At 66.9% G+C, this 20922-nt stretch carries 22 protein-coding genes and 1 tRNA gene; 2 read left to right on the top strand and 21 right to left on the bottom strand.

Features of this window, described 5'->3' with window-relative positions; translation table 11 throughout:
* Positions 1-40: 40 nt before the first annotated feature.
* The 18 genes from gloA to rplU all read right to left on the bottom strand — a co-directional run bounded on the left by gloA (position 41) and on the right by rplU (position 16358).
* A complete protein-coding gene (gloA, locus tag AB7M35_RS08455) occupies positions 41-481 on the bottom strand; it encodes a lactoylglutathione lyase (protein ID WP_453958837.1) in 441 nt (146 codons plus the stop codon).
* 111 nt (positions 482-592) lie between these two features.
* A complete protein-coding gene (locus AB7M35_RS08460) occupies positions 593-2170 on the bottom strand; it encodes an FMN-binding glutamate synthase family protein (RefSeq protein WP_453958838.1) in 1578 nt (525 codons plus the stop codon).
* Between the two features lie 203 nt (positions 2171-2373).
* Positions 2374-3234 carry a formyltetrahydrofolate deformylase gene (purU, locus tag AB7M35_RS08465; protein WP_453958840.1) on the bottom strand — a complete coding sequence of 287 codons (861 nt, stop codon included), beginning with the start codon at positions 3232-3234 and terminating at the stop codon, positions 2374-2376.
* A gap of 315 nt (positions 3235-3549) precedes the next feature.
* Complete coding sequence (locus AB7M35_RS08470) at positions 3550-4125, bottom strand: hypothetical protein (RefSeq protein ID WP_453958842.1); 576 nt, start codon at positions 4123-4125, stop codon at positions 3550-3552.
* Between the two features lie 98 nt (positions 4126-4223).
* Entirely contained in the window at positions 4224-4781 is a 558-nt protein-coding gene (locus tag AB7M35_RS08475) for a BA14K family protein (RefSeq protein WP_453958843.1), read from the bottom strand.
* Positions 4782-4985: 204 nt separating this feature from the next.
* Positions 4986-5681: a BA14K family protein gene (locus AB7M35_RS08480; protein ID WP_453958845.1), complete on the bottom strand. Its 696-nt coding sequence runs from the start codon at positions 5679-5681 to the stop codon at positions 4986-4988.
* Between the two features lie 223 nt (positions 5682-5904).
* A complete protein-coding gene (locus tag AB7M35_RS08485; RefSeq protein WP_453958846.1) occupies positions 5905-6405 on the bottom strand; it encodes an RNA pyrophosphohydrolase in 501 nt (166 codons plus the stop codon).
* 195 nt (positions 6406-6600) lie between these two features.
* Positions 6601-7929: a S41 family peptidase gene (locus tag AB7M35_RS08490; protein WP_453958848.1), complete on the bottom strand. Its 1329-nt coding sequence runs from the start codon at positions 7927-7929 to the stop codon at positions 6601-6603.
* On the bottom strand, positions 7926-9083 hold the full coding sequence (locus AB7M35_RS08495; RefSeq protein WP_453958849.1) for a murein hydrolase activator EnvC family protein: 1158 nt from the start codon (positions 9081-9083) through the stop codon (positions 7926-7928). The genes AB7M35_RS08490 and AB7M35_RS08495 overlap by 4 nt, the downstream gene beginning before the upstream one ends.
* Before the next feature lie 362 nt (positions 9084-9445).
* Entirely contained in the window at positions 9446-9928 is a 483-nt protein-coding gene (rlmH, locus tag AB7M35_RS08500; RefSeq protein WP_453958850.1) for a 23S rRNA (pseudouridine(1915)-N(3))-methyltransferase RlmH, read from the bottom strand.
* 76 nt (positions 9929-10004) lie between these two features.
* Entirely contained in the window at positions 10005-10421 is a 417-nt protein-coding gene (gene rsfS, locus AB7M35_RS08505; protein ID WP_453958852.1) for a ribosome silencing factor, read from the bottom strand.
* A 235-nt stretch (positions 10422-10656) separates the two neighbouring features.
* On the bottom strand, positions 10657-11289 hold the full coding sequence (locus AB7M35_RS08510; RefSeq protein WP_453958854.1) for a nicotinate-nucleotide adenylyltransferase: 633 nt from the start codon (positions 11287-11289) through the stop codon (positions 10657-10659).
* Positions 11286-12590: a glutamate-5-semialdehyde dehydrogenase gene (locus tag AB7M35_RS08515; RefSeq protein WP_453958856.1), complete on the bottom strand. Its 1305-nt coding sequence runs from the start codon at positions 12588-12590 to the stop codon at positions 11286-11288. The genes AB7M35_RS08510 and AB7M35_RS08515 overlap by 4 nt, the downstream gene beginning before the upstream one ends.
* On the bottom strand, positions 12584-13738 hold the full coding sequence (gene proB, locus AB7M35_RS08520) for a glutamate 5-kinase (RefSeq protein ID WP_453958858.1): 1155 nt from the start codon (positions 13736-13738) through the stop codon (positions 12584-12586). Before proB ends, AB7M35_RS08515 begins: the two co-directional genes overlap by 7 nt.
* Positions 13735-14775, bottom strand: a complete 1041-nt coding sequence (obgE, locus tag AB7M35_RS08525) for a GTPase ObgE (protein WP_453958860.1) — start codon at positions 14773-14775, stop codon at positions 13735-13737. Before obgE ends, proB begins: the two co-directional genes overlap by 4 nt.
* 230 nt (positions 14776-15005) lie before the next feature.
* On the bottom strand, positions 15006-15536 hold the full coding sequence (locus AB7M35_RS08530) for a GNAT family N-acetyltransferase (RefSeq protein ID WP_453958862.1): 531 nt from the start codon (positions 15534-15536) through the stop codon (positions 15006-15008).
* 161 nt (positions 15537-15697) lie between these two features.
* Positions 15698-15967, bottom strand: a complete 270-nt coding sequence (gene rpmA, locus AB7M35_RS08535) for a 50S ribosomal protein L27 (RefSeq protein ID WP_453958864.1) — start codon at positions 15965-15967, stop codon at positions 15698-15700.
* Between the two features lie 67 nt (positions 15968-16034).
* Positions 16035-16358, bottom strand: coding sequence for a 50S ribosomal protein L21 (rplU, locus tag AB7M35_RS08540; RefSeq protein ID WP_453958866.1), 324 nt, complete (start codon positions 16356-16358; stop codon positions 16035-16037).
* Between the two features lie 435 nt (positions 16359-16793).
* Between rplU and AB7M35_RS08545 the strand changes: the two genes are divergently transcribed.
* Positions 16794-16883: transfer RNA gene (locus tag AB7M35_RS08545), tRNA-Ser, on the top strand.
* Positions 16884-16952: 69 nt separating this feature from the next.
* Here AB7M35_RS08545 and AB7M35_RS08550 read toward each other — a convergent pair.
* The gene (locus AB7M35_RS08550) at positions 16953-18023 is read right to left on the bottom strand and encodes a PGN_0703 family putative restriction endonuclease (protein WP_453958868.1); all 1071 of its coding nucleotides are present in this window, start codon (positions 18021-18023) and stop codon (positions 16953-16955) included.
* A 135-nt stretch (positions 18024-18158) separates the two neighbouring features.
* Here AB7M35_RS08550 and AB7M35_RS08555 point away from each other — a divergent pair, with 135 nt between their 5' ends.
* Positions 18159-19181 (top strand): rolling circle replication-associated protein, encoded by a 1023-nt coding sequence (locus AB7M35_RS08555; RefSeq protein WP_453958870.1) that lies wholly within the window; start codon positions 18159-18161, stop codon positions 19179-19181.
* A 162-nt stretch (positions 19182-19343) separates the two neighbouring features.
* Here AB7M35_RS08555 and AB7M35_RS08560 read toward each other — a convergent pair whose 3' ends face one another.
* Both AB7M35_RS08560 and AB7M35_RS08565 read right to left on the bottom strand, forming a co-directional pair.
* On the bottom strand, positions 19344-19742 hold the full coding sequence (locus AB7M35_RS08560; protein ID WP_453958871.1) for a hypothetical protein: 399 nt from the start codon (positions 19740-19742) through the stop codon (positions 19344-19346).
* Between the two features lie 558 nt (positions 19743-20300).
* The gene (locus tag AB7M35_RS08565; RefSeq protein ID WP_453958872.1) at positions 20301-20573 is read right to left on the bottom strand and encodes a helix-turn-helix domain-containing protein; all 273 of its coding nucleotides are present in this window, start codon (positions 20571-20573) and stop codon (positions 20301-20303) included.
* Positions 20574-20922 lie beyond the last annotated feature (349 nt).

Here is a 20922-nt window from a genome sequence, read left to right on the forward strand (position 1 = left end):
GTCGGGCTGAGAAAATCTGGCTTGCCGGACCCTGTGTCGGCTACCAGCTGCCGGTGTTCTGCATGGACGACCACGGCTCGGCCGGAGCCTTCGCCTCGCCCTTCTGCAGCAGTTCGATGGAGATGCCGTCCGGCGACTTCACGAACGCCATGTTGCCGTCGCGCGGCGGCCGGTTGATGGTGACGCCCGCATCCATCAGGCGCTGGCAGGTCGCGTAGATGTCATCGACGCGGAACGCCAGATGGCCGAAGTTGCGGCCGCCGGAATAGGTCTCCGGATCCCAGTTGTAGGTGAGCTCGAGCAGCGGCGCACGGTCGGCCTTGGCGCGCTCAACGTCCTCGTCGGCGGACAGGAAGATCAGCGTGAACCGCCCCTGCTCGCTCTCGACGCGCCGGACCTCCGTCATGCCCATCTTGCCGCAGTAGAAATCGAGCGACTCGTCGATGTCGCGGACGCGGACCATGGTGTGCAGATACTGCATGTGGGACTCCTCCGTATGATCGATCGTGGGCGGCCTTGCCGTCGGGTGGCGCGCACCCGGCGGCGCCATCCCTTGCGGGCGGCACGCGCGGCCGGCAGGGCCAGCTGCCGACTAGAACGCCTGGGCGCTCGCAAGGTCCCAATGGGGCTTGTAGTAGGCGTGGATGTCGTTGCCGAGGAAGTTGTTCGGCGGCACGAAATCATAGATCTCCGCGTAGTTCTTCTCGGTCTGGTCGGCGACGCGGCGATAGATATGGCGCGGCCCGAGATGGTCCACGTCGTCGAGGCCGATCGCCCCCACCAGTTCCAGAAGGCTCTTCACGGTGGCGCGGTGGTAGTTGGCCACATGGAGCTGGCGGAGGTCCACGTCAACCGCCCGCGCCCGACCGTGGTCCTGGGTGGCCACGCCCGTCGGGCAGGTGTTGAGGTGGCAGCGCAGGGCCTGGATGCAGCCGACCGCGAACATCATCGTGCGGGCGGCGTTCACCATGTCGGCGCCGAGCGCGATCTTCAGCACCATGTCGAAGCCCGACACCGTCTTGGCGCTGGCGATGATCTTGATGTCGTCGCGCAGGCCGGCGCCCACGAGGCAGTTCTGGACGAAGACCAGTCCCTCCAGGATCGGCATGCCGAGCCGGTCGGAATATTCGATCGGGGCCGCGCCCGTCCCGCCTTCGGCGCCATCGACGGTGATGAAGTCCGGCTTGATGCCGGTCTCGATCATCGCCCGGCAGATGCCCATGAACTCCTTGCGGCGGCCGACGCAGAGCTTGAAGCCGACCGGCTTGCCGCCGGAGAGCTCGCGCAGCTTCTGGACGAACTCGAGCAGTCCCTCCGGCGTGGAGAACTCCCGGTGCGCCGGCGGCGAGATGCAGTCGACGCCCATGGGCACGCCGCGGATCTCGGCGATCTCGGGGGTGATCTTCGCGGCCGGCAGCACGCCGCCGTGGGCGGGCTTGGCGCCCTGCGACAGCTTGATCTCGATCATCTTGACCTGATCCTGCGTCGCCTTCTGCCGGAACAGCTCGGCGTCGAAGCCGCCGTGCGCCGTCCGGCAGCCGAAGTAGCCGGTGCCGATCTGCCAGATCAGGTCGCCGCCGCCCGCCTTGTGGTAGGGGCTGATGCCGCCTTCGCCGGTGTTGTGGGCGAAGCCGCCCAGCCGCGCGCCGTTGTTGAGGGCCATGATGGCGTTGGCGCTGAGCGCGCCGAAGCTCATGGCCGAGATGTTCAGGCGCGAGGCGGAATAGGGCTTGGTGCAGGCCGGGCCGCCGACCATCACCCGGCTCTCCTCCTCCGACACGACCTTCGGCGCCAGCGAGTGGTTGGCGCGGTGGTAGCCGACCTCGTTGACGTCGTACTGGGTGCCGAAGGCGAGCGAGTCGGGCTTGCCCTCCGCGCGCTCGCTGACGAGGTCGCGCTGCAGCCGGTTGAAGGGCCGCCCGCTGGAATTCGTCTCGATGAAATACTGGCGGATGTTGGGGCTGATGAACTCGAACGCGTACCGCAAATGCCCGATCACCGGGTAGTTGATCAGCACGTTGTGGCCGGACAGGAAGATGTCGTAGAGGCCGAGCAGCACCAGCGGGATGACGACGACGAACAGCCAGAAGAACGGATGCGCCAGGCCACCTGCCGACAGCACCACGATGATGGCGACGACTGACGCGATGTAGAAAATCTTGCGGACCATGTTTCCCCCACCTCCGGCGCCGGCATCCGCCGATCCCGGTACGCATAGCGTTCATCCCGCAACGGCCGGGTGACATGGGGTCCCCGCCGCATTCTGGAATTTGACCAGTGATAGGCGATCAGGCGGCCGGCAGAAAGCCCGTCGGCGCACGGATCACGGACGGATGAAGGAATGCGGCAGGATGCGCGGCGGTCGCGACGGGATCAGGGACGGAAGACGACCGTCTTGACGCCGTTGATGAAGACCCGGCGCTCGGCATGGACCTTGACGGCGCGCGCCAGCACCCGCGCCTCGATGTCGCGTCCGATGGCGACCAGTTCGTTGGCGGAGTGGGCGTGGCTTACCGGCTCGGCGTCCTGCTCGATGATCGGCCCCTCGTCGAGGTCCGACGTCACGTAGTGGCCGGTCGCGCCGATCAGCTTCACGCCGCGCGCATGGGCCTGATGGTAGGGCTTGGCGCCCTTGAACGCCGGCAGGAAGGAGTGGTGGATGTTGATCACCCGCCCCGACAGCCGCGCCGACAGGTCCTCCGACAGCACCTGCATGTAGCGGGCGAGCACCACCAGCTCGGCCCCCGTCTCGGCGAAGATCTCCAGCATCCGGGCTTCCGCCTCGGCCTTGGTGTCCCGCGTGACCGGTACGTGGTGGAAAGGGATGCCGTTCATGTCGGCGATCGGCTTGGCGTCGACGTGGTTCGACACCACGGCGACGATCCTCACCGGCAGCGATCCCATCCGCTGGCGGTAGATGAGATCCAGCAGGCAGTGGTCGAACTTCGACACCATCACCAGGATCGGCAGCAGGTCGGCGGCGTCGTAGACCGCCCAGTCCATGGTGAACCGCGTCGCCACCGACTTCAGCGCCGCCGACACGTCCTCCCGGGTGACGCCGGCCGGCGCCACGAACTCGACGCGCATGAAGAACAGCCCCGTCTCCGGGTCGCCGAACTGCGCGCTGTCGAGGATGTTGCAACCGGAATTCGCCAGCGTCCCTGCGATGCCCGCCACGATACCGGGCTTGTCTTCGCACGAGAGGTTCAGGACCAGACGAACGGGATCGGACATGGGGCAGCGCTCGCAGCGTGGGGACGGGAACGGCGGACGTCTCGATTGGCAGAAAACCGGACGCCCGGCAACCTACACGTTCCCGCCCCGCCGCTGTCGGGCCTCGGGCGTCATATCGGCCCCGAAATGCGACCACCCGGCCGCACCGTCTGGAGAATCCCGAGGCGGACCGAACGAAAATCGCGCCGGATCCCTGCCGACCATGTCCAAATCTGATCGCGATGATCAGGGCGGCTCATGGACGGCGGGTTCCGACGCGACCTGGTGCGCGGCTCGGTGATCCGGGGCGGATGCGGCGATCGGCCCCGGCCGAACTCAGTAGGGGCAGACGACCCGCGCGCCGACGTCGTAGCAGCCGGACGGATCCGTCGCCGGCCCGACGTAGGGCGAGGTCTCGTAGATGATGGTTGGCGGCCGCTCGTAGACCACCGGCGGCTGGACGTAGCGCCGCGGCGCCACATAGACCGGGGCGGCATAGACCGGCGGAGCCGCGTACACGGGCGGTGCCGCATAGACCGGCGGGGCGACGTAGACGCGCTGCGGCGGCGCGGCATAACCGTAGCCGTAGCAACCGCCGCCGTAGCATCGGTTCTGGTTCTGGCTGGCGATCGCGCCGCCGAGGATCGCCCCGGCCGCAAGACCGATCACCCCGGCGGTCGCAGCCGCCGCGGCGCCGTTGTTGTAGCCACCGCCGTAGTACCCCCCGCCGCCGTAGTAGCCGCCGCGATAGTGGCGGCCGCCGACGGTTTCGACCGGCCGCTTGGCCATTTCGGTGGCCGCGGAGCCGAAGCCGGCGCCGGCCATTGCGGCCGGCATCGCGGACGCGGTCTGGCAGGCGGCCCCGAAGGTAACCAGCACCGCCAGCGCGATACCCTTGTTGAGTGTATTCATGACGATCTCCGTGGCCGATTTTCCGGCCGAATGCCCGCCGCCCGACAGTCTCAGTCCAGGTCAGACGGGCGACGGTAAACCGCCGCCCTGTCGATTGCTTACTGGCAGTAGTGGTACTTGCCGTCGTAGCCGAGATAGAGCCCGGTCTGCGCGTTGAACGACTTGTACTTGCGCGAACAGTACTGGTACCAGGCCGGCGTCCACGGCGGGATGCCGGTCGCCGTCACCGGCGCACCCGCCTGCACGGAAGCCGGGGCCTGGTTGTTGGCCGCCGCCGCGCCGAGCGCCGCGCCCGCCGCGAGGCCGAGGGCCGCTGCGGCCACCCAGGCGCCGTTGTTGTAGACGTACCAGCCGTCGTTGGCCGGGCGCCAGTAGCGCCCGCGATAGTAGCGACGTTCGCCCCGCCACGCCGGACCGCGATAGTAGCCGCGCGGCGGGCCGCCGTAGTAGCCGTAGCCGCGGCGGGGGCCGCCGTAGTAGCCGCGATATGGACCGTGGTGATAGCCGCGGCGGTACTGCACGTCTTGAACCGCCGTTTCCGGCACGGCCGGGGCCACGACGCCCGCCAGTCCCGCGGGTGCGGCGTTCGCCGCCGCGAGCGGCAGCGACGTGAGCGACAGGCTGAGGGCGGTGACGAGAGCAAGAGATCGACGCATAACCATTCCTTCCCGATACGTGCGAGCCGACGGAGGGGTTGGCTCGGCCGCCCGCCCTGTCACGGCGATCGGCGGCATCCGGGAGCCGTCACGCGGCCGCGACAACCGGCCGACGGGCGGACACCCCGAGACCTGACTCCGGCCTTCATTCCGGGAGCCGGTGATCAAGCCGGCCAGGTGCATCCGCCCTGGCCGGCGCGTCGGCTACTGGCAGTAGTGATACTTGCCGTCGTAGCCGAGGTAGAGCCCCGTCTGGGCGTTGAACGACTTGTACTTGCGCGAGCAGTACTGGTACCAGGCCGGCGTCCACGGCGGGATGCCGGTGGCCGTTACCGGAGCGCCGCTCTGGACGGTGGCGGGAGACTGCTGCTGCGACATGGCGGAGCCGAGCATGGCACCGGCCGCAAGGCCGAGGGCGCCTGCCGCGATCCACGCACCGTCGTTGTAGACGTACCAGCCGTCGTTGGCCGGCCGCCAGTAGCGACCCTGATAGTAGCGCCGCTCGCCGCGCCAATTCGGGTTGCGGTTGTAATTGTAGTTGCGGCGGTTGTCGTAGTACCGGCGATTGTCATGGTAACGGTCGCGGGCATAGCGATCGCCCCGATCGCCGTCGTAGCGGCGCTGCGGCCGGTCGTTCCGGCCGTCATCGTCCCGATTGGGACGGTCACGCCGCGCTTCGACGCGGGGACTGTCCGGCTGGCCGCGGCTGTCGTTGGGGCCCAGATAGGTCCGGCCTTCGCCGGCGTTCCACTGGCTGACGCCCTGGACCTTGATGATCGCGGTGTCGGCCGTGGGCGCGGCGGGAAAGCCGGAGACAGCCTGGGCTGGCGCCAGCGAGGCACCCATCGTTCCAAATCCGGTGACGCCGGCGAGGGCGAGGGCGAGAATCTTGTTTTTCATCATGATCGTTTTCTCCACCAGCGTAAAACGCGAGGATACCAACCGGGGTTCCCATCGGTCTTGCCCACGCACGACCCCCTTCACGCTCGGTTCTGACAGATCCCGCCTGAACCGCACATGAACGAAAGATGGCGCATCTCGGGCACGCGCCACTCCGCTCCCCACGTGATATGGGGCGGACGCCGGGTCCGATGGTTCAAATTGTCGGGAAGGCCGCTGCCGGTCAGCCGCCGATGGAACGGAACGCCGCCACCACCTGCTCGTAGACGCCCCGCTTGAACGGCACCACGAGCTGCGGCAGCCGCTCCAGCCGTTCCCATCGCCAGGAGACGAACTCCGGCTTGTGGCCGTGCGGCGGCGACAGGACGTTGATCTCGTCTTCGGCGCCCTCGAAGCGGAAGGCGAACCACTTCTGGCGCTGGCCGCGGTACTTGCCCTTCCAGGCGACACCGAGGAGCTCGCTCGGGAGATCGTAGGTGACCCACCCCGGTGCCTCGGCGATCAGCGAGACCGAGGACATCGAGGTCTCTTCGAAGAGTTCGCGGTGCGCCGCCGCCAGCGGCTCCTCGCCCTCGTCGATGCCGCCCTGCGGCATCTGCCACGCCATCTCGACCTGCGAGTGCTCGGACCCGTCGCGGCGCTCGCCGATGAACACGTCGCCGGCGGGGTTGAACACCGCGACGCCGACGCACGGCCGATACGGCAGGCTGCTGGGATCGACCAAGGCGGCACCTCGACACTCGGGGACAGGGCGGACCCGGCGGCGGGTCCCGCCGACCGGCCGCAGGGTATGCCGGGCCGGACGGATCGGGTCAAGGACGACGCCCGCCCGGCGCGGGCCGCCTGCCCGCAGGCCGCCGAAACGAAAACGGGGCGCCCCGTGAGGCGCCCCGCTTAACTGTCGTCGATGTCTGGCGGATCAGTTCGGCACGCCCGATTCCGGATTGGGCGGGAACGCCGAGTTGACCTGGATGCCGCGCAGCAGATCGAGCGCAGCCTTCAGCTGCTGGTCGTCCTTCACCTCGGCCGGGACGTAGGCGAAGGAACCGGATTCCTCCTCGCCGTCGGCCGATTCCAGATGGCCGCGCAGCGAGGCCTCGCCGCGTGCCTTGACCTTGCCGGCAAGATCCTCCGGCAGCGGCTGATCGACCTCGATGTCCGGATCGATGCCCTTCGCCTGGATCGACCGGCCCGACGGGGTGTAGTAGCGCGCCGTCGTCAGACGCAGCGCCCCGTTGGAGCCCAGCGGGATGATGGTCTGCACCGATCCCTTGCCGAAGGAGCGCGAGCCCAGGATCGTCGCGCGACGGTGATCCTGCAGGGCGCCTGCCACGATCTCCGAGGCCGAGGCGGACCCGCCGTTCACCAGCACGATGACCGGCTTGCTGTCGACCAGGTCGCCCGAGCGGGCGTTGAAGCGCTGGGTGTCGTTCTCCTCGCGGCCGCGGGTCGAGACGATCTCGCCGCGGTCCAGGAAGACGTCGGACACGGCGATCGCCTGGTCGAGCAGACCGCCGGGGTTGTTGCGCAGATCGAGGACGAAGCCCTTGAGCTTGTCGGCCGGGATCTCCTCCTCCAGATCGTCGATCGCTTCCTTCAGGCCGTCGAAGGTGCGCTCGTTGAACTGGGTGATGCGGATGTAGCCGATGTCGTCCTCGGCCCGCCACTTCACCGACTGGATCTTGATGATCTCGCGGGTGATGGTGATGTCGAAGGGCTCGTCGGTGCCGTCGCGCACGACGGTGACGGTGATGTCGGTGTTCACCGGCCCGCGCATCTTCTCGACCGCCTCGGCGAGGGTCAGACCCTTCACCGCTTCGCCGTCGAGCTGGATGATCAGGTCGCCCGCGAGGATGCCGGCCTTGGCGGCCGGGGTGTCGTCGATGGGTGTCACCACCTTGACGACTTCGTCCTCCATGGTGACCTCGATCCCGAGACCGCCGAACTCGCCGCGGGTCTGGACCTGCATGTCGCGGAAGTCTTTCGGCGGCATGTAGGACGAGTGCGGATCGAGCGACTGGAGCATGCCGTTGATGGCAGTCTCGATCAGCTTCTGGTCATCGGGCTGCTCGACGTAGTCGTTGCGGACCCGCTCGAACACGTCGCCGAACAGGTTGAGCTGCCGATAGGTGTCGGATGACGCCGCTTCGGCCACGCCGGTGGGTAGCCAGCGTGCACCATCCAGCGTGGCCACACCCAGGGCCCCGACCAGCACGCCCACCCCGACAAGGGTAAAACGTTTCATCATCCACGAACCTCTTCGTCTGAACGCGCCGACCACCAGGGGTCGGGGTCGATGGAAGATCCATCTTCTCGGAATTCTACATAGAGCACAGGTCGCGGCGATTCGATGTCCATCGTTGCCGCGCTTGCAAATCTTTTGGAGCCCATGGCCCCCACCGGTTCTCCGGCGAGAACGAACTGTCCGAGCTGGACGTCGGTACGATCCATGCCGGCCAAGAGGACATGATATCCATCGCCGACATTCAGGATCAAGAGTTGCCCGTAGCTGCGAAACGGGCCGGCATACACCACCCAGCCGTCGGCGGGGGCGATGATCTGGGCCTGCGGCAGCGTCTGGATGGAGACGCCCTTGGCGGCGTCGCCGGTGGCGTCGAGGTCGCCGTAATGGCGCAATACTGCGCCCTGCGCCGGATAGGGAAGGCTTCCCCGGGCCTTCGCGAAGGCCACCGCCGGCGACAGCCGGCCGGCATCCCCGACGCTCGGCTTGCTCGTCGCACCGCTCGCCGAGCGGGCCGCGTCGGCGGCCTTGCGGGCGCTCGCAACCTCGCGCTCGAGCGAATCGATGAGGTCCTGCAGCGACGATGCGCGGCCGGCAAGCGCCTCGGCCTTCTTGCGTTCGGCGTCCAGCGCGGCGACCTGCTGGTCCTGCTGCGCCTTCTTCTCGTTGACGAGAAGTTCAACGCGCGTGCGCTCTTCGTTAAGCGAGGCGAGGTCGGTTGCGACCGCTTCCTTCTCCTCGGCGATCTGCGCCTTCAGCGTCGTCAGCGCGCTGAGATCCGCCGCCAGCGCCTCTGCCTCGACGTTGAGTTCCGGCACCACGGCGCCGAGCAGGATGGCGCTGCGCACCGCCGCGAGCGCGTCCTCGGGCTGCACGGCAATGGCCGGGGGCGGTTTGGTGCCGATCCGCTGCAGGGCGGCGAGCACCTCGGCGATCACGCCGCGGCGCGCGTTGAGCGAGGCGCGGATGCCCTGTTCGTTTTCGGAAAGGCGTGCCAGCCGGGCCTCGCTGTCGGAGACGCGGCGTTCGAGCCGCGCAATGCGTTCGCCCGTCTGCACGAGGTCTTCGGTGAGCGATGCCCGGTCGCGGTCGAGCGCCGCGACCTCGTCGGCGAGCTCCTTCTCCCGCTCCGCGCTCAGCTGCATCTGCTGGCGCAGCACCTCGAGTTCCTTCTGCCGCGCCTCGATGCGGGCGGCCTCGTCGGTCTCGACCGGCTGGGCGAGCCCCGGACCGGGGACGCCCGCGAGCCCGGCAACGGCCGCCACCGTCGCGACGGCGAGAAGCACGCCGCGCAGCCCGGGGCCTCCGCCCCGTCTTTTCAGCTTGGGCTGCCGCGCGCTCGCGGTCATCTCCGGCAGGTCTCCAGCGTTTCCGGACGGCCAGGCGGGCATCCGGCAGTGCATCGCGAATCAGCGGATCGATCCGGCGGCCCGTGCCGCGGCCCCACCCTGCTCCGCATCTGTGAACACATGGTTAGGGGACTGTCCAGCACCCGGCCGCTTCGTCGAAAGCGCGGCGCGGTTCAGGCGCGGTGGTAGGGGTGTCCGCTGAGGATGGTGGTGGCCCGGTAGATCTGCTCGCAGAGCATGACGCGGGCCAGCATGTGCGGCCAGGTGGCCCGCCCGAACGCCATCACGTGGTCGGCGCGGCGGCGCAGGTCCGGGTCCAGCCCGTCCGGCCCGCCGATGACGCACAGCGTCTCGCCGACGCCTTCGTCGCGCCAGCCCGCCAGCATCTCGGCGAAGGCGACGCTGTCGGTGTCACGACCGCGCTCGTCGAGCGCGATGATGCGGGAACGTTCGGAAAGGCCGCGGGTGAGCGCCTTGGCTTCGGCTTCGCGGCGGCCGTCGACGCCGGACAGCTGGGATTCGGGGATCTCGCGGATGTCCGCGATCTCCAGCCCGATCTGGCCGCCGACGCGCTTCGCGCGGTCGACATAACGCGCAACGATGTCCTGCTCCGGCCCATTCTTGAGCCGGCCGACCGCATGGATACCGATCCGCATCACGCCTTGCGCGGTGCCTCAACTCTTGTGTCGCCTGGCGGCGCGGGTCCGCGGCAAGCCGCAGCCCGGGCCGGGATCAGCCGACCATCTGTACGTTTGCCGACTGGTCCGCCAGCCACATCTTCTCGATGTTGTAGAAGTCGCGGACCTCGGGACGGAAGAGATGGACGATGATGTCGCCCGTGTCGATCAGCACCCAGTCGCAGGTGCTCATGCCTTCGACCCGGGGCGTGCCCATGCCGCCGTCCTTCAAGTCACGGAGCAACCGGTCGGCGACCGCGCCAACGTGGCGATGGGAGCGGCCGGAGGCCACCACCATGTGGTCGGCGAGCGGAGTCTTGCCCGTCACGTCGATCGGAACAATGTCTTCGGCCTTGGAGTCGTCGAGACTCTCCAGGACGATGCGAAGCGCTTCTTCCGACATATCGCCTGGAGAAACACTGCCTTCGTGAGGCTCACGAACGAGAGTCGCGCCCTCTGCCTCAAATGTCATGGTCGACTGTGTGTCCTTTCGTCATGCCGCGCACGCGCGACCGTTCGACCACCGCTTGAGCCCATCCACGGCCGAATGATCCGAACCGGGTGCCCAAGCGTCATGTCGGCATCCCGTTTGCGCGCGGCCGACAGGCCGGCCCGGGGATACCCAAGCATCTCAAGGATGCCATGGACGGCGAATCCGCCGCCACAACAAAAGATAGGGGTGTCGGAGTGACACTTTCAAGACTTCGTCAGCGCCGTCCGTTTCGCATGGCCGTCGACGAGGTCGGATCGAGCGGCCCGTGCAGGAACGTCCACGCCGGCGGCGCGGCGCCCGGAAGCGCGGCAGCCTGGGTCTCCGGCAGCCGCGCGGCCGCGAAAGCCCTGGCGGCCGGCGACGACATCACCGACATCGAGGCGCCGGGCCGGTCCACCACCGCCACCGGAACCAGCTGCATGATCTCGCGCCACTTCTGCCAGCGGTGCAGGGTCGCGAGGTTGTCGGCTCCCATCAGCCAGACGAACTTCACCGTCGGCAGCCGCCGGCGCATGAAGGCGATGGTGTCGGCCGTATACCGGAAGTTGTAGCTCGCCTCGAAGGCGGTGACCACCATGCGGGGGTGGTCGGCGTAGGCGCGGGTGATCGCCACCCGCTCGTCCAGGCTGCCCAGCCCGTCGTGCGACTTCAGCGGATTGCCCGGCGTGACCAGCCACCACACCTGGTCGACGCCCAGGCGCGACAGCCCGGTGAGCGCCACGTGGCGGTGCCCCTTGTGAGGCGGATTGAACGTGCCGCCGAACAGCGCGATGCGCTGGCCGATCCCGACCGACGGAATGCGCAGGTAGTCCGGCCGGTTGCCGTCGCTCAAGAGGCTGTCGCTCATGGGCGGGTTTGCCCGGATCCGTGGACCCGGTATTTGAAGCTGGTCAGCTGCTCGACCCCCACCGGCCCGCGCGCATGGAAGCGGCCGGTGGCGATGCCGATTTCCGCGCCCATCCCGAACTCGCCTCCGTCGGCGAACTGGGTGGAGGCGTTGTGCACCACGATGGCGGAATCGACCGTCGACAGGAACGTCGCCGCCGCCGCCTCGTCGGCCGTCACGATGGCATCTGTGTGGTGCGAGCCGTAGTGGCCGATGTGCGCGATGGCGGCGTCGAGGCCGTCGACGACCTTCACCGACAGGATCGCGTCGAGATACTCGGTCGACCAGTCGGCTTCGCTCGCCGCTTCGGAGCCGGGAACGCGCGCCACCACCGTCTCGTCGCCGCGGATGAGGCAGCCGGCGTCGCGGATCGCGGTGACGATCGGCACGAGGTGGGTGTCCACGACGGCGCGGTCGATCAGCAGCGTTTCCATCGCCCCGCAGATGCCGGTGCGCCGCATCTTGGCGTTGACGGCGATCGTCCGCGCCATGTCGAGGTCGGCGGCGGAATGGACGTAGACGTGGCAGATGCCTTCCAGGTGCGCGAACACCGGCACGCGCGCGTCGGCCTGGACGCGCTCGACCAGGCTCTTGCCGCCGCGCGGCACGATGACGTCGATGTTGCCGTCGAGGCCAGTGAGCATCAGCCCGACGGCCGCACGGTCGCGGGTCGGCACGATCTGGATCGCGTCGGCCGGCAGGCCCGCCGCTTCCAGCCCGGCCACCAGCGCACGGTGGATCGCGGCGGCGCTGCGGCGCGTGTCCGAGCCGCCGCGCAGGATCGCGGCGTTGCCGGCCTTCAGGCACAGCACGCCGGCGTCCGACGTCACGTTGGGGCGGCTTTCGTAGATGATGCCGACGACGCCGAGCGGCGTGCGGACGCGCTCGATCTCCAGGCCGTTCGGCCGGCGCCAGTCGGCGATGATCTGGCCCACCGGATCGTCCAGCGCGGCGACCACCTCGATGGAGGCGGCGACCGCCTCGATGCGCGCGGCGCTCAGCGTGCCGCGATCGATCATCGCCTGGGCGGTGCCGGAAGCGGTCATGTCGGCCACGTCTTCGGCGTTCGCGGAAAGAATATCGGTCACCGAGGCCCGAACGGCCCGCGCCATCTCGTGCAGCGCGCGCGTCTTCTGCTCCGCCGGCGCGGTCGCGAGCACGTCGGCCGCCGCGCGGGCACGCTGCCCGATCGCGCGCATCGTGGCTTCGACGCTGTCGCCGTCGTGTGCGAGGTTCGCGACGCTCGCCGCCGTACTCAGCATACCCCTGCTCCCTTGCCGACGTTCCGGGACACCGCCTGCAGCACCAGATCGTCGCGATGCACCATGGCGGTGCGCCCCCGATACCCCAAAATCCCTTCGATCGCCCGGCTATTCTTTCCCGCGATCCGCGCCGCGTCGGCCGAATCGTAGGCGATCAGGCCACGACCGAGCTCGTTTCCGTCCCGGTCCAGGATGCGAACGGCGTCGCCACGGTCGAATTTTCCGTCGACCGATGCAACCCCGGCCGGCAGCAGGCTTTTGCCCGCGGCGAGCGCCCGCACCGCCCCGTCGTCGATGACGATGGTGCCCAGCGTTTCCAGCTTGCCGGCGATCCAGGTCTTGCGGGCGGCGGCCGGTTCGGCGTGCGCCAGGAACCACGTCGCCTGTCCGGTGGCGTCGATGGCGCCGATCGGGTGGTCGCGCCGCCCGGAGGCGATCACCATCGCCGTTCCCGATTCGGTGGCAATCCGGCCCGCCTCGATCTTCGTCCGCATGCCGCCGCGCGACAGCTCCGATCCGGCCGCGCCCGCCATCATCTCGATTTCCGGCGTGATCCGCTCGACGACGGGAATCAGCGTCGCGTCCGGATCGAGCGCCGGCGGCGCCGTGTACAGGCCTTCGACGTCCGACAGCAGGATCAGGCAGTCGGCGCTCGCCATAGTCGCCACCCGGGCGGCCAGCCGGTCGTTGTCGCCGTAGCGGATCTCGCTGGTCGCCACCGTGTCGTTCTCGTTGATGACCGGGACCGCGCCCTTGCCGAGCAGCGTCTCGATGGTCGAGCGGGCGTTCAGATAGCGGCGGCGCTCTTCGGTGTCGCCCAGCGTCAGCAGCACCTGCGCCGCGGTCATGCCGCGCTCGCCGAGAAACTCCGACCAGGCGCGTGCCAGCGCGATCTGGCCGACGGCGGCCGCCGCCTGGCTCTCCTCGAGCTTCAGCGCGCCGCGCGGCATGCCGAGCACGCCTCGGCCGAGCGCGATCGCGCCCGACGAGACGACGATGATGTCCGCCCCGCCCCGCGACAGCTGGGCGAGGTCGTCGACGAGGCTCGCCAGCCAGCCGCTCTTCACCGTGCCCGTCGCCGAATCCACCAGCAGCGACGAGCCGATCTTCACCACCACCCGGCGGCAATCGGCGATGCGCGCAGTCATGGGCGCCATTCCGCAGGCTGGGTGTTGAGCGCCGCGGCCTCGGCCTCGAGGTCCCGGTCGATGGTCTTCAGGAGGGCGATCACCACCTGGTCCACCCCCTCCCCCGTCGGCGCGGAGACCAGGAACGGCACCTTGCCGGCTGCGCGGCCGAGCGCCTGCGCCTTCTCCTGCCGTTCCGCCTCCGTCAGCGCATCGACCTTGGTCAGCGCGACGATCTCGTCCTTGTCCTCAAGGCCGTTCCCGTACGCCACCAGTTCGGTGCGCACCGTGCGATAGGAGGCGGCCACGTCCTCCTCGGTGCCGTCGACCAGGTGCAGCAGCACGCGGCAGCGTTCGACGTGGCCGAGGAAGCGATCGCCGATGCCGGCGCCCTCGTGGGCCCCTTCGATGAGGCCCGGAATGTCGGCGAGCACGAACCGGCGGGTGTCGACCGACACGACGCCGAGGCCCGGATGCAGGGTGGTGAACGGATAGTCGGCGACCTTCGGCCGGGCGGCCGAGACGCGCGACAGGAAGGTCGACTTGCCGGCGTTGGGAAGCCCGACGAGGCCGGCGTCGGCGATCAGCTTGAGGCGCAGCCAGATCCACCGCTCCTGGCCTTCCAGGCCCGGATTGGCGCGGCGCGGCGCCTGGTTGATCGACGACTTGAAGCGGGCGTTGCCGAAGCCGCCGTTGCCGCCCTTGGCCAGGCAGATCCGGTCGCCCGCCTTGGCGAGGTCGGCGATGACCGTCTCGTTGTCCTCTTCCAGCACGACGGTGCCGACGGGCACCTTCAGCACCGCGTCGTCGCCGCTGGCGCCGGTGCGGTTGCGGCCCATGCCGTGGATGCCAGGGCGCGCCTTGAAATGCTGCTGGTAGCGGTAGTCGATGAGCGTATTGAGGCCGTCCACGGCCTCCACCCAGACGTCGCCGCCGCGGCCGCCGTCGCCGCCGTCGGGTCCGCCGAACTCGACGAACTTCTCGTGATGGAACGAGACCGAACCCGCGCCACCGTCGCCGGAGCGGACAAAGACCTTGGCCTGGTCGAGAAACTTCACGGGCCGCCTCACCTCCCGACCGCGCGCATGCGCCGGCCGGGTCTTTCTCAGCCGCGTCGACGGCACCTGCCGTCGACCGCGGATCTCCTACAACGCATGCCGGGGCCGGCTATGGCCCCAGAGCCCTTCCCGATCAGGTGACATCACCCGATCGGTCAGAAACGGCTCCAGACACAAACCATCGGGCAGTTCCCTTTCGCTCGGATCGGCCGATCCGGACGGGAAATGCCCTAGGCGCGCGCCCATGTCTTCAACGAGTACCAGGTCTTGCGGTCAAGACCGTAGCGCTCGATGGGAACCGAGCCGCCGACGGCGATGCTGTGCATCAGACCGTGTCCGCACGGCTGGAACCCGCACTTTTCGATCACCCGCCGGGATCCCGGATTGGTCACCCGGCAGGACGCCTCGATGGCGTCGAGACCGAGCGTCTCGAACCCGAAGTCGATGACGGCGTGGGCCGCCTCCGTGGCGACGCCGCAGCCCCAGTGCGCCCGGCCCACCCAGCAGCCGAGGTCGCCGAGCCCCTCCAGCGGGAACGACAGGCCGACCACGCCGAGGATGCGGGCATCGTCGTCCCGGTCGCAGATGCGCAGCGCCCGCTCGTCGGGCCCGTGTCCCGCCAGCCACCCCGCGACGGCATCGGTCGTCAGCGGAAACGGCACGCGCGAGGTGTTCTTGGCAATCTCGAAGTCGTTGCCCAGGTCGGCGATGGCGGCGATGTGGGCCTTGCCGATTCCAGCCAGGGCGAAGCGAGAGGTCAACAGGGGAAGGTGATCAGACCAAGCATCGACACGGATATCCATCGGGCGCGCTCGCGTTGAAACGACAAAGGGGAGGCGGTCGTCCCGTCTCCCCTTCGCGTCAACTGAGCCTCGATCGCCGGGTCACGGGACACCGGCGCGAGGGTCGCCCTCGTGCCGGCCTAGCTGGTGGTCTCCATAGCCGGGACCACGTTCACGGTGGTGCGGCCACCGGCGATGGACTGGAACTTCACCTGGCCTTCGACGAGCGCGAAGATGGTGTGGTCCTTGCCCATGCCGACGTTGGTACCCGGATGCCATTTCGTGCCGCGCTGGCGGATGATGATGTTGCCCGGAATCACGACTTCGCCGCCATACTTCTTGACGCCGAGACGACGACCAGCGGTATCGCGACCGTTGCGGGAGGAACCGCCTGCCTTTTTATGAGCCATGACTTAGACCTTCTCTCTAATCCTGCCCGGCCTGCGCCGGGAACCTCGTTGAAGCTGCGCGCGCTGGTTAAGCGGCGGCGCCGAGGCTGATGTCGGTGATGCGGACCGTCGTGAACGCCTGACGGTGGCCGTTGCGGCGGCGGGAGCTCTTCCGGCGGCGCTTCTTGAAGATGATGATCTTCCGCGTGCGCTTCTGGTCGACGATCTCGCCGGCGACGGTGGCGCCCTCGATCAGCGGGGCGCCGACGGTCAGGCCGTCGTCGCCGGACACCATCAGCACGCTGTCGAAGGTGAGCGTCGCGCCGGCTTCGCCGTCGAGCTTCTCAACCTGGATTCGGTCGCCGGCGGCGACCTTGTACTGCTTCCCGCCGGTCTTGATCACTGCAAACATCGTCGTTCGACCAGTTCTTCTAAAAATCTGTGTTGTCGAAAACGCGCCGCTCCCGAGAGAGGCGGCAGCTCGAAAGGCCGGTCCCGATCGTCTGGCGGCCCACATCCGGGGCGCCTGATGAAGGGGACGAGCCCCATCAATCCAAACCTTTGCCGAAGGCCGTGCAATATAGCCGTAGACCGCGTCCTGTCAACGCGGGATCGGCCTGAATTGTGACGCAGGACTAGAGTGGGGTCGCGAGCGCTTCACGCAAGAGCCCGCGACGCCCACGGCTCCCTCCTGTACGCCAGCGCGGCGCAGATCACCAGCCTTGTCCCGCCGTTCTTCGATGCTTGGGGAAAAACACGCGAACGGGGCGTCAGATGCCCTTGTCGGGGCAAGGGTCAATGGCTATGGTCCGCGGCCGTTGGACGACCGAGTCTATCAGTGCTTCGCGGAGAGGTGCCGGAGTGGTCGAACGGGGCGGTCTCGAAAACCGTTGAGCGCGCAAGCGTTCCGAGGGTTCGAATCCCTCCCTCTCCGCCATTCAAGCTCGCAACATACTGGCATCATTTAGAAATTTGAGATGGGCCCGTTAGGGCCCTATTGGCGGCCCTATTTTGTGACGCCCGTTGATGCCGGATGTTCGAACGTCGGCTCCCATTCATCAATCAATGCATGAACGGGAGAGAAGTCAGCGTAACGCTCGCTGAGCAGGGCGCCAAGGTCCGACCACCCGGCTTCGCCGATAACGTCGATACACCGCTCCAGGCTGACGTTCATGAACGCAACGGCGCCATCTCCTTCAGTCAACGCCTCTTCATACCGGTCGCAGCTCGACTGAATGAACGCATTGTCCTCAGGCGCAATCACCATAAACGCCCCTGCAACAGATTCGTCCATCCGTTTGGAGATGCAGTAGGTCAGCAGGTGCTCAGCGGCAAACTGCGCCAGATGTGCATCTCTGAAGAGCGCTCCGCTAACGTCCCGATGGAGCCCAGCTTCACGCGAGCGCTCGATCAGAACCTCGGTTTCCCGTCGATACGCCTGGCCCGACTGTTCAGCGTATTTGACCTCTATGCCGAGAATGGCGGGCCGCCCGTCGGGCGATAGCCCTCGAACAACCAGATCAAGCGCTGTGTGGTCGCCGATATAGTCGGCCTTTCCTCGTCCAGGCGAATGCTCGAAGCGCACCTCTTGGACCTCACCGATCGTCTCTGGGGCGAGAGCCGAGAAGACGGCGGTCGCATAGTTCCTGTCGGTCCGGGCCAGAGCAAAGAGATTGAAAGTGAGGCCCTGGCTGGACAGCAGATTTCCCCAAAGCCGCTCCTCCTCGATGAGAGCGCCGGGTTCCCTGTAGGCACACTCCCGCCAGGTAATCCGGGCGATGTCGGGAGTTAGGAAGGCCGCGCCCGCTCTTGCTGCCTCTGGCGAAAGCAGGCTCCCCAGCAGTCGCGTCTTTCCATTCGACGTTTCCCGCCGCCCCATCGGCAGACAGCGCGCTTCCCTCCAGAGCGCCTGGAGGAGGCGAGCGCATCCCGTGAATCGGCTGTCGGCTCGTTCGTCGACGTGAAACGCGCTCCGAATGGAGTGTGGAACAAGCGGAAGGGGCAGGTCCCCAAGACGTTGATTGCTGTCTGCCATGTCGAGAATCCGTTGCAAATTGATCACACAGATCAGCTTCACAGCTGGATTCTGGCTCTTCAGGCCAAAAAGTTCGCCGCCACGCTAAGCGAAATCGCCGTTTTTTCCTATATAGCTTGGGCTTGCGACGAGCGCCGGCCCCTTGTGTGTTTTCACATCACTTTGGGAGGCCAGCATATGGTCGACATTGATCCCCGATTTTTGACATTTCCTCCGCATTGGCGCCAGGATGACGGCCCGGCAACAAAGAGTTTGCCGTCACCCAGCCCTTTTCCGCCATCGCCGATCACTCGCCTTGCGGCGCAAGCAGGCGACACGCCTCCGGAGCGCGGGGGACCGATCGGGGAGTATGAGTGGCTTTCTTTGCGGATAGGCGTCGATCCTGACGTCGCAAATGCCGCCTACGGGCGGACCTTCAAAGAGTTCAAGAGGATCCTCGCGAAGGAAGCCTTTGAGAAACGGCCCTTCCAGGCGACCGATTGGATCTCGCTGCATCAGTTCGAAGAAGCCTATCGCGCCATAGGGTTTGCGAACCTTCTGGGTTTCGCGTTCAATGTCGAGCTGACCCTCGGTCTTGAGGCGATGGGCTGCCACGACGAGTTCGAGGTAGAGGAGGCGCTCAAGTCATTCTTCGATCGCCTCCGCAACTGGAACCATCAACGCGGATCGCAAACCGTTTACATCGCCATATTGGAGAACGGACCGAAGCATGGTCTGCATACTCACGCGATGCTTCATATCCCCGCTGATCGGCTTGACGACTTTGGCGGATGGATCAAGAGAACGGCACGAACGCTGCCTTATCGACCGAATGGCACCCTCGCTGTCTGGCCCAAGAAGCGAAAGCGCGTGACAGAGCTTAACCAGTTGGCCTGGTTCCGCTATATTTTCAAGGGCTTGGACAAACAAGTCTGGTGTCCGAAGAACAATGCCCCTTGGGCGCAGGCGCTGAAGGTCAAGTCTCGCGATCCAGGCAGGATGACGCTGAAACGGGTCAGAATCTCCGAGAGCCTCAGCGAGCGGCAACAGAACGAGGCGGGCTTCGTGTCGGCAGTCGACTTCCGAACCGGCGCAGGAATTGAGCGCTTTTGGAGCCTCGATGCCTTCCACCTCGACCCAGAGCGTGTTGCGCGTCGCGAAGCGGCACGACAGGCAAGGGAAATGGCGAAAACGCTCAACGACCTTTGGTCTAAAGAATAGCTGAACGCCGGCAAACGTGGAGAAAACGGGCCTCTGTATTGCAAGCTTGGCAGGCAATACAGAGGCGCAAGACATACGCCGACACGCGAAAAGACGTTCAGAATCAACGGCATTTGAGGGCGGCTGTGGTTGTGGTTACGCGCGGCTCAAGCCGCCGAACGCTCAGACTGGCCGATAGTGCTCGTCAGAGAGCAAGATCCAATCTTCTCCGTCCAAGCCGAAGAGCGACACAATCGCCCCCACCTCCCCGGACCCTTGAATTCTCGGATCGGCATAGACCTTGAAGCGGCCTCCGGCCCGGTCGAAAACCACCCGCCCCCTCGGGAAGTCCTCGTACTCGAAGAACGCGATAGCGGCCGGCAGACCAAGCCGCTTGAGGCCAGAAACGCCAGTCCGCCGCCACTCTTCCCAGACTTCGAAGTGACCGCGGGAATGGGTCAGATGCTCACCGTACCACTCCGCTTCGCCTAGCGGCGTCGCATCTACGCACAGATGGTTTCTGGCTCCATCGGTGACGGACCAGAAGATCCCTACTCGCGGCTCGCCGGTCTCGATGCTCATTGATTTCGTCCGGTCTGGTTTTCCGGGTAGGGCTTCGCCGCAGATGCCGCCAAGTCCAGAGGAAGATGCTCAGGGAAATGGGCTGAGAGCCATCAGGTAGGGAGGCAGTGGGGAGAAGGTAGAGAGGGGGATTGAGAAGGCTCTACCGTTGGTGGATGCCCAGAGAGAGCCGTTCCTTGCCTTAGGCAAGGCTCCGCCGCCAAGCGGCGGAGCCAAGCGAAACGGGGGACTCTACCGTCGGAGCCATGCCGTCGATCGCCGTTGGACTGGACGCAACCCTGTGACGGGGAGGCCGGGGTCCTGCTGTCGGCCTTTACGCGCCGCTCATGGACGCTGACAAAGATCTCGCCGCCCAATCCATCAGCGGCAAGATAGTCCGTGGGGCGTGGAGTACCGGAGCCCACTCCTGCGGTTCCACATCGTAGAGTGCAGACCGCTTTCGACCGATGCCCTTCGGTCAACTCACCCGGCTGTTCCCAAAACGCCTGATTAGCGTCGAGACCGGGGCCCTCTGTGGGCTGGCTATAGGTGAACCGCTCGAAAAGCCGTCGGCCAGAATCAGCCGGCCACAATCGCGTTTGCGCCCTGCCCGCGACGGCCTCTTGTCCGTACGCTCGCCGGGTCGGCGGGTTCAGCCACGGACTTTACCGCGCAGCCGGACGCACGGTGCAGCCAGCCTTGCGCACTGTTCATCGTGATGAGGGTTCGCCTCCCTACTTTGAAGACAGGCAAGCGGCCGGCCGCGATCTCTTCGTAGACCTTCGTCCGTCCCAGTCCCGCCCATTCGCAGAAATCGTTGACGCCCAAGGCGCCCGGTATCCGATCCTTCATGTCGACGCTCCTTCGCTATGGTGCGCCGATATAGGCGGCGCCCAACGCCGGTCCGGGTCAGGCTGGAGCGGAATCTTTCGGCGCTGGGCTGCGTTTCGAACAATCAGCGCCCGCCCCCTTTCGCTGGAGAGCTTGGCGGGGCATGGTTGCCGCACTTTGGGTTGAGTGGGGGGCTGCAGAAGAATGGTCACAAATGACGCCGCGACGAAGCTGTGGGCGGCCGCCGATCAGCTCTGGGCGCACTTAATCTGCCAAGCGACCGCATCCGGCACCTAATTCACCAGCCAAATCTCAATCAACAAGTCACTCTAGTGCAAAAAAGCGCGCGAAAGTCCAATTGAGGCGTCCA

The sequence above is a fragment of the Amorphus suaedae genome (assembly GCF_053629675.1).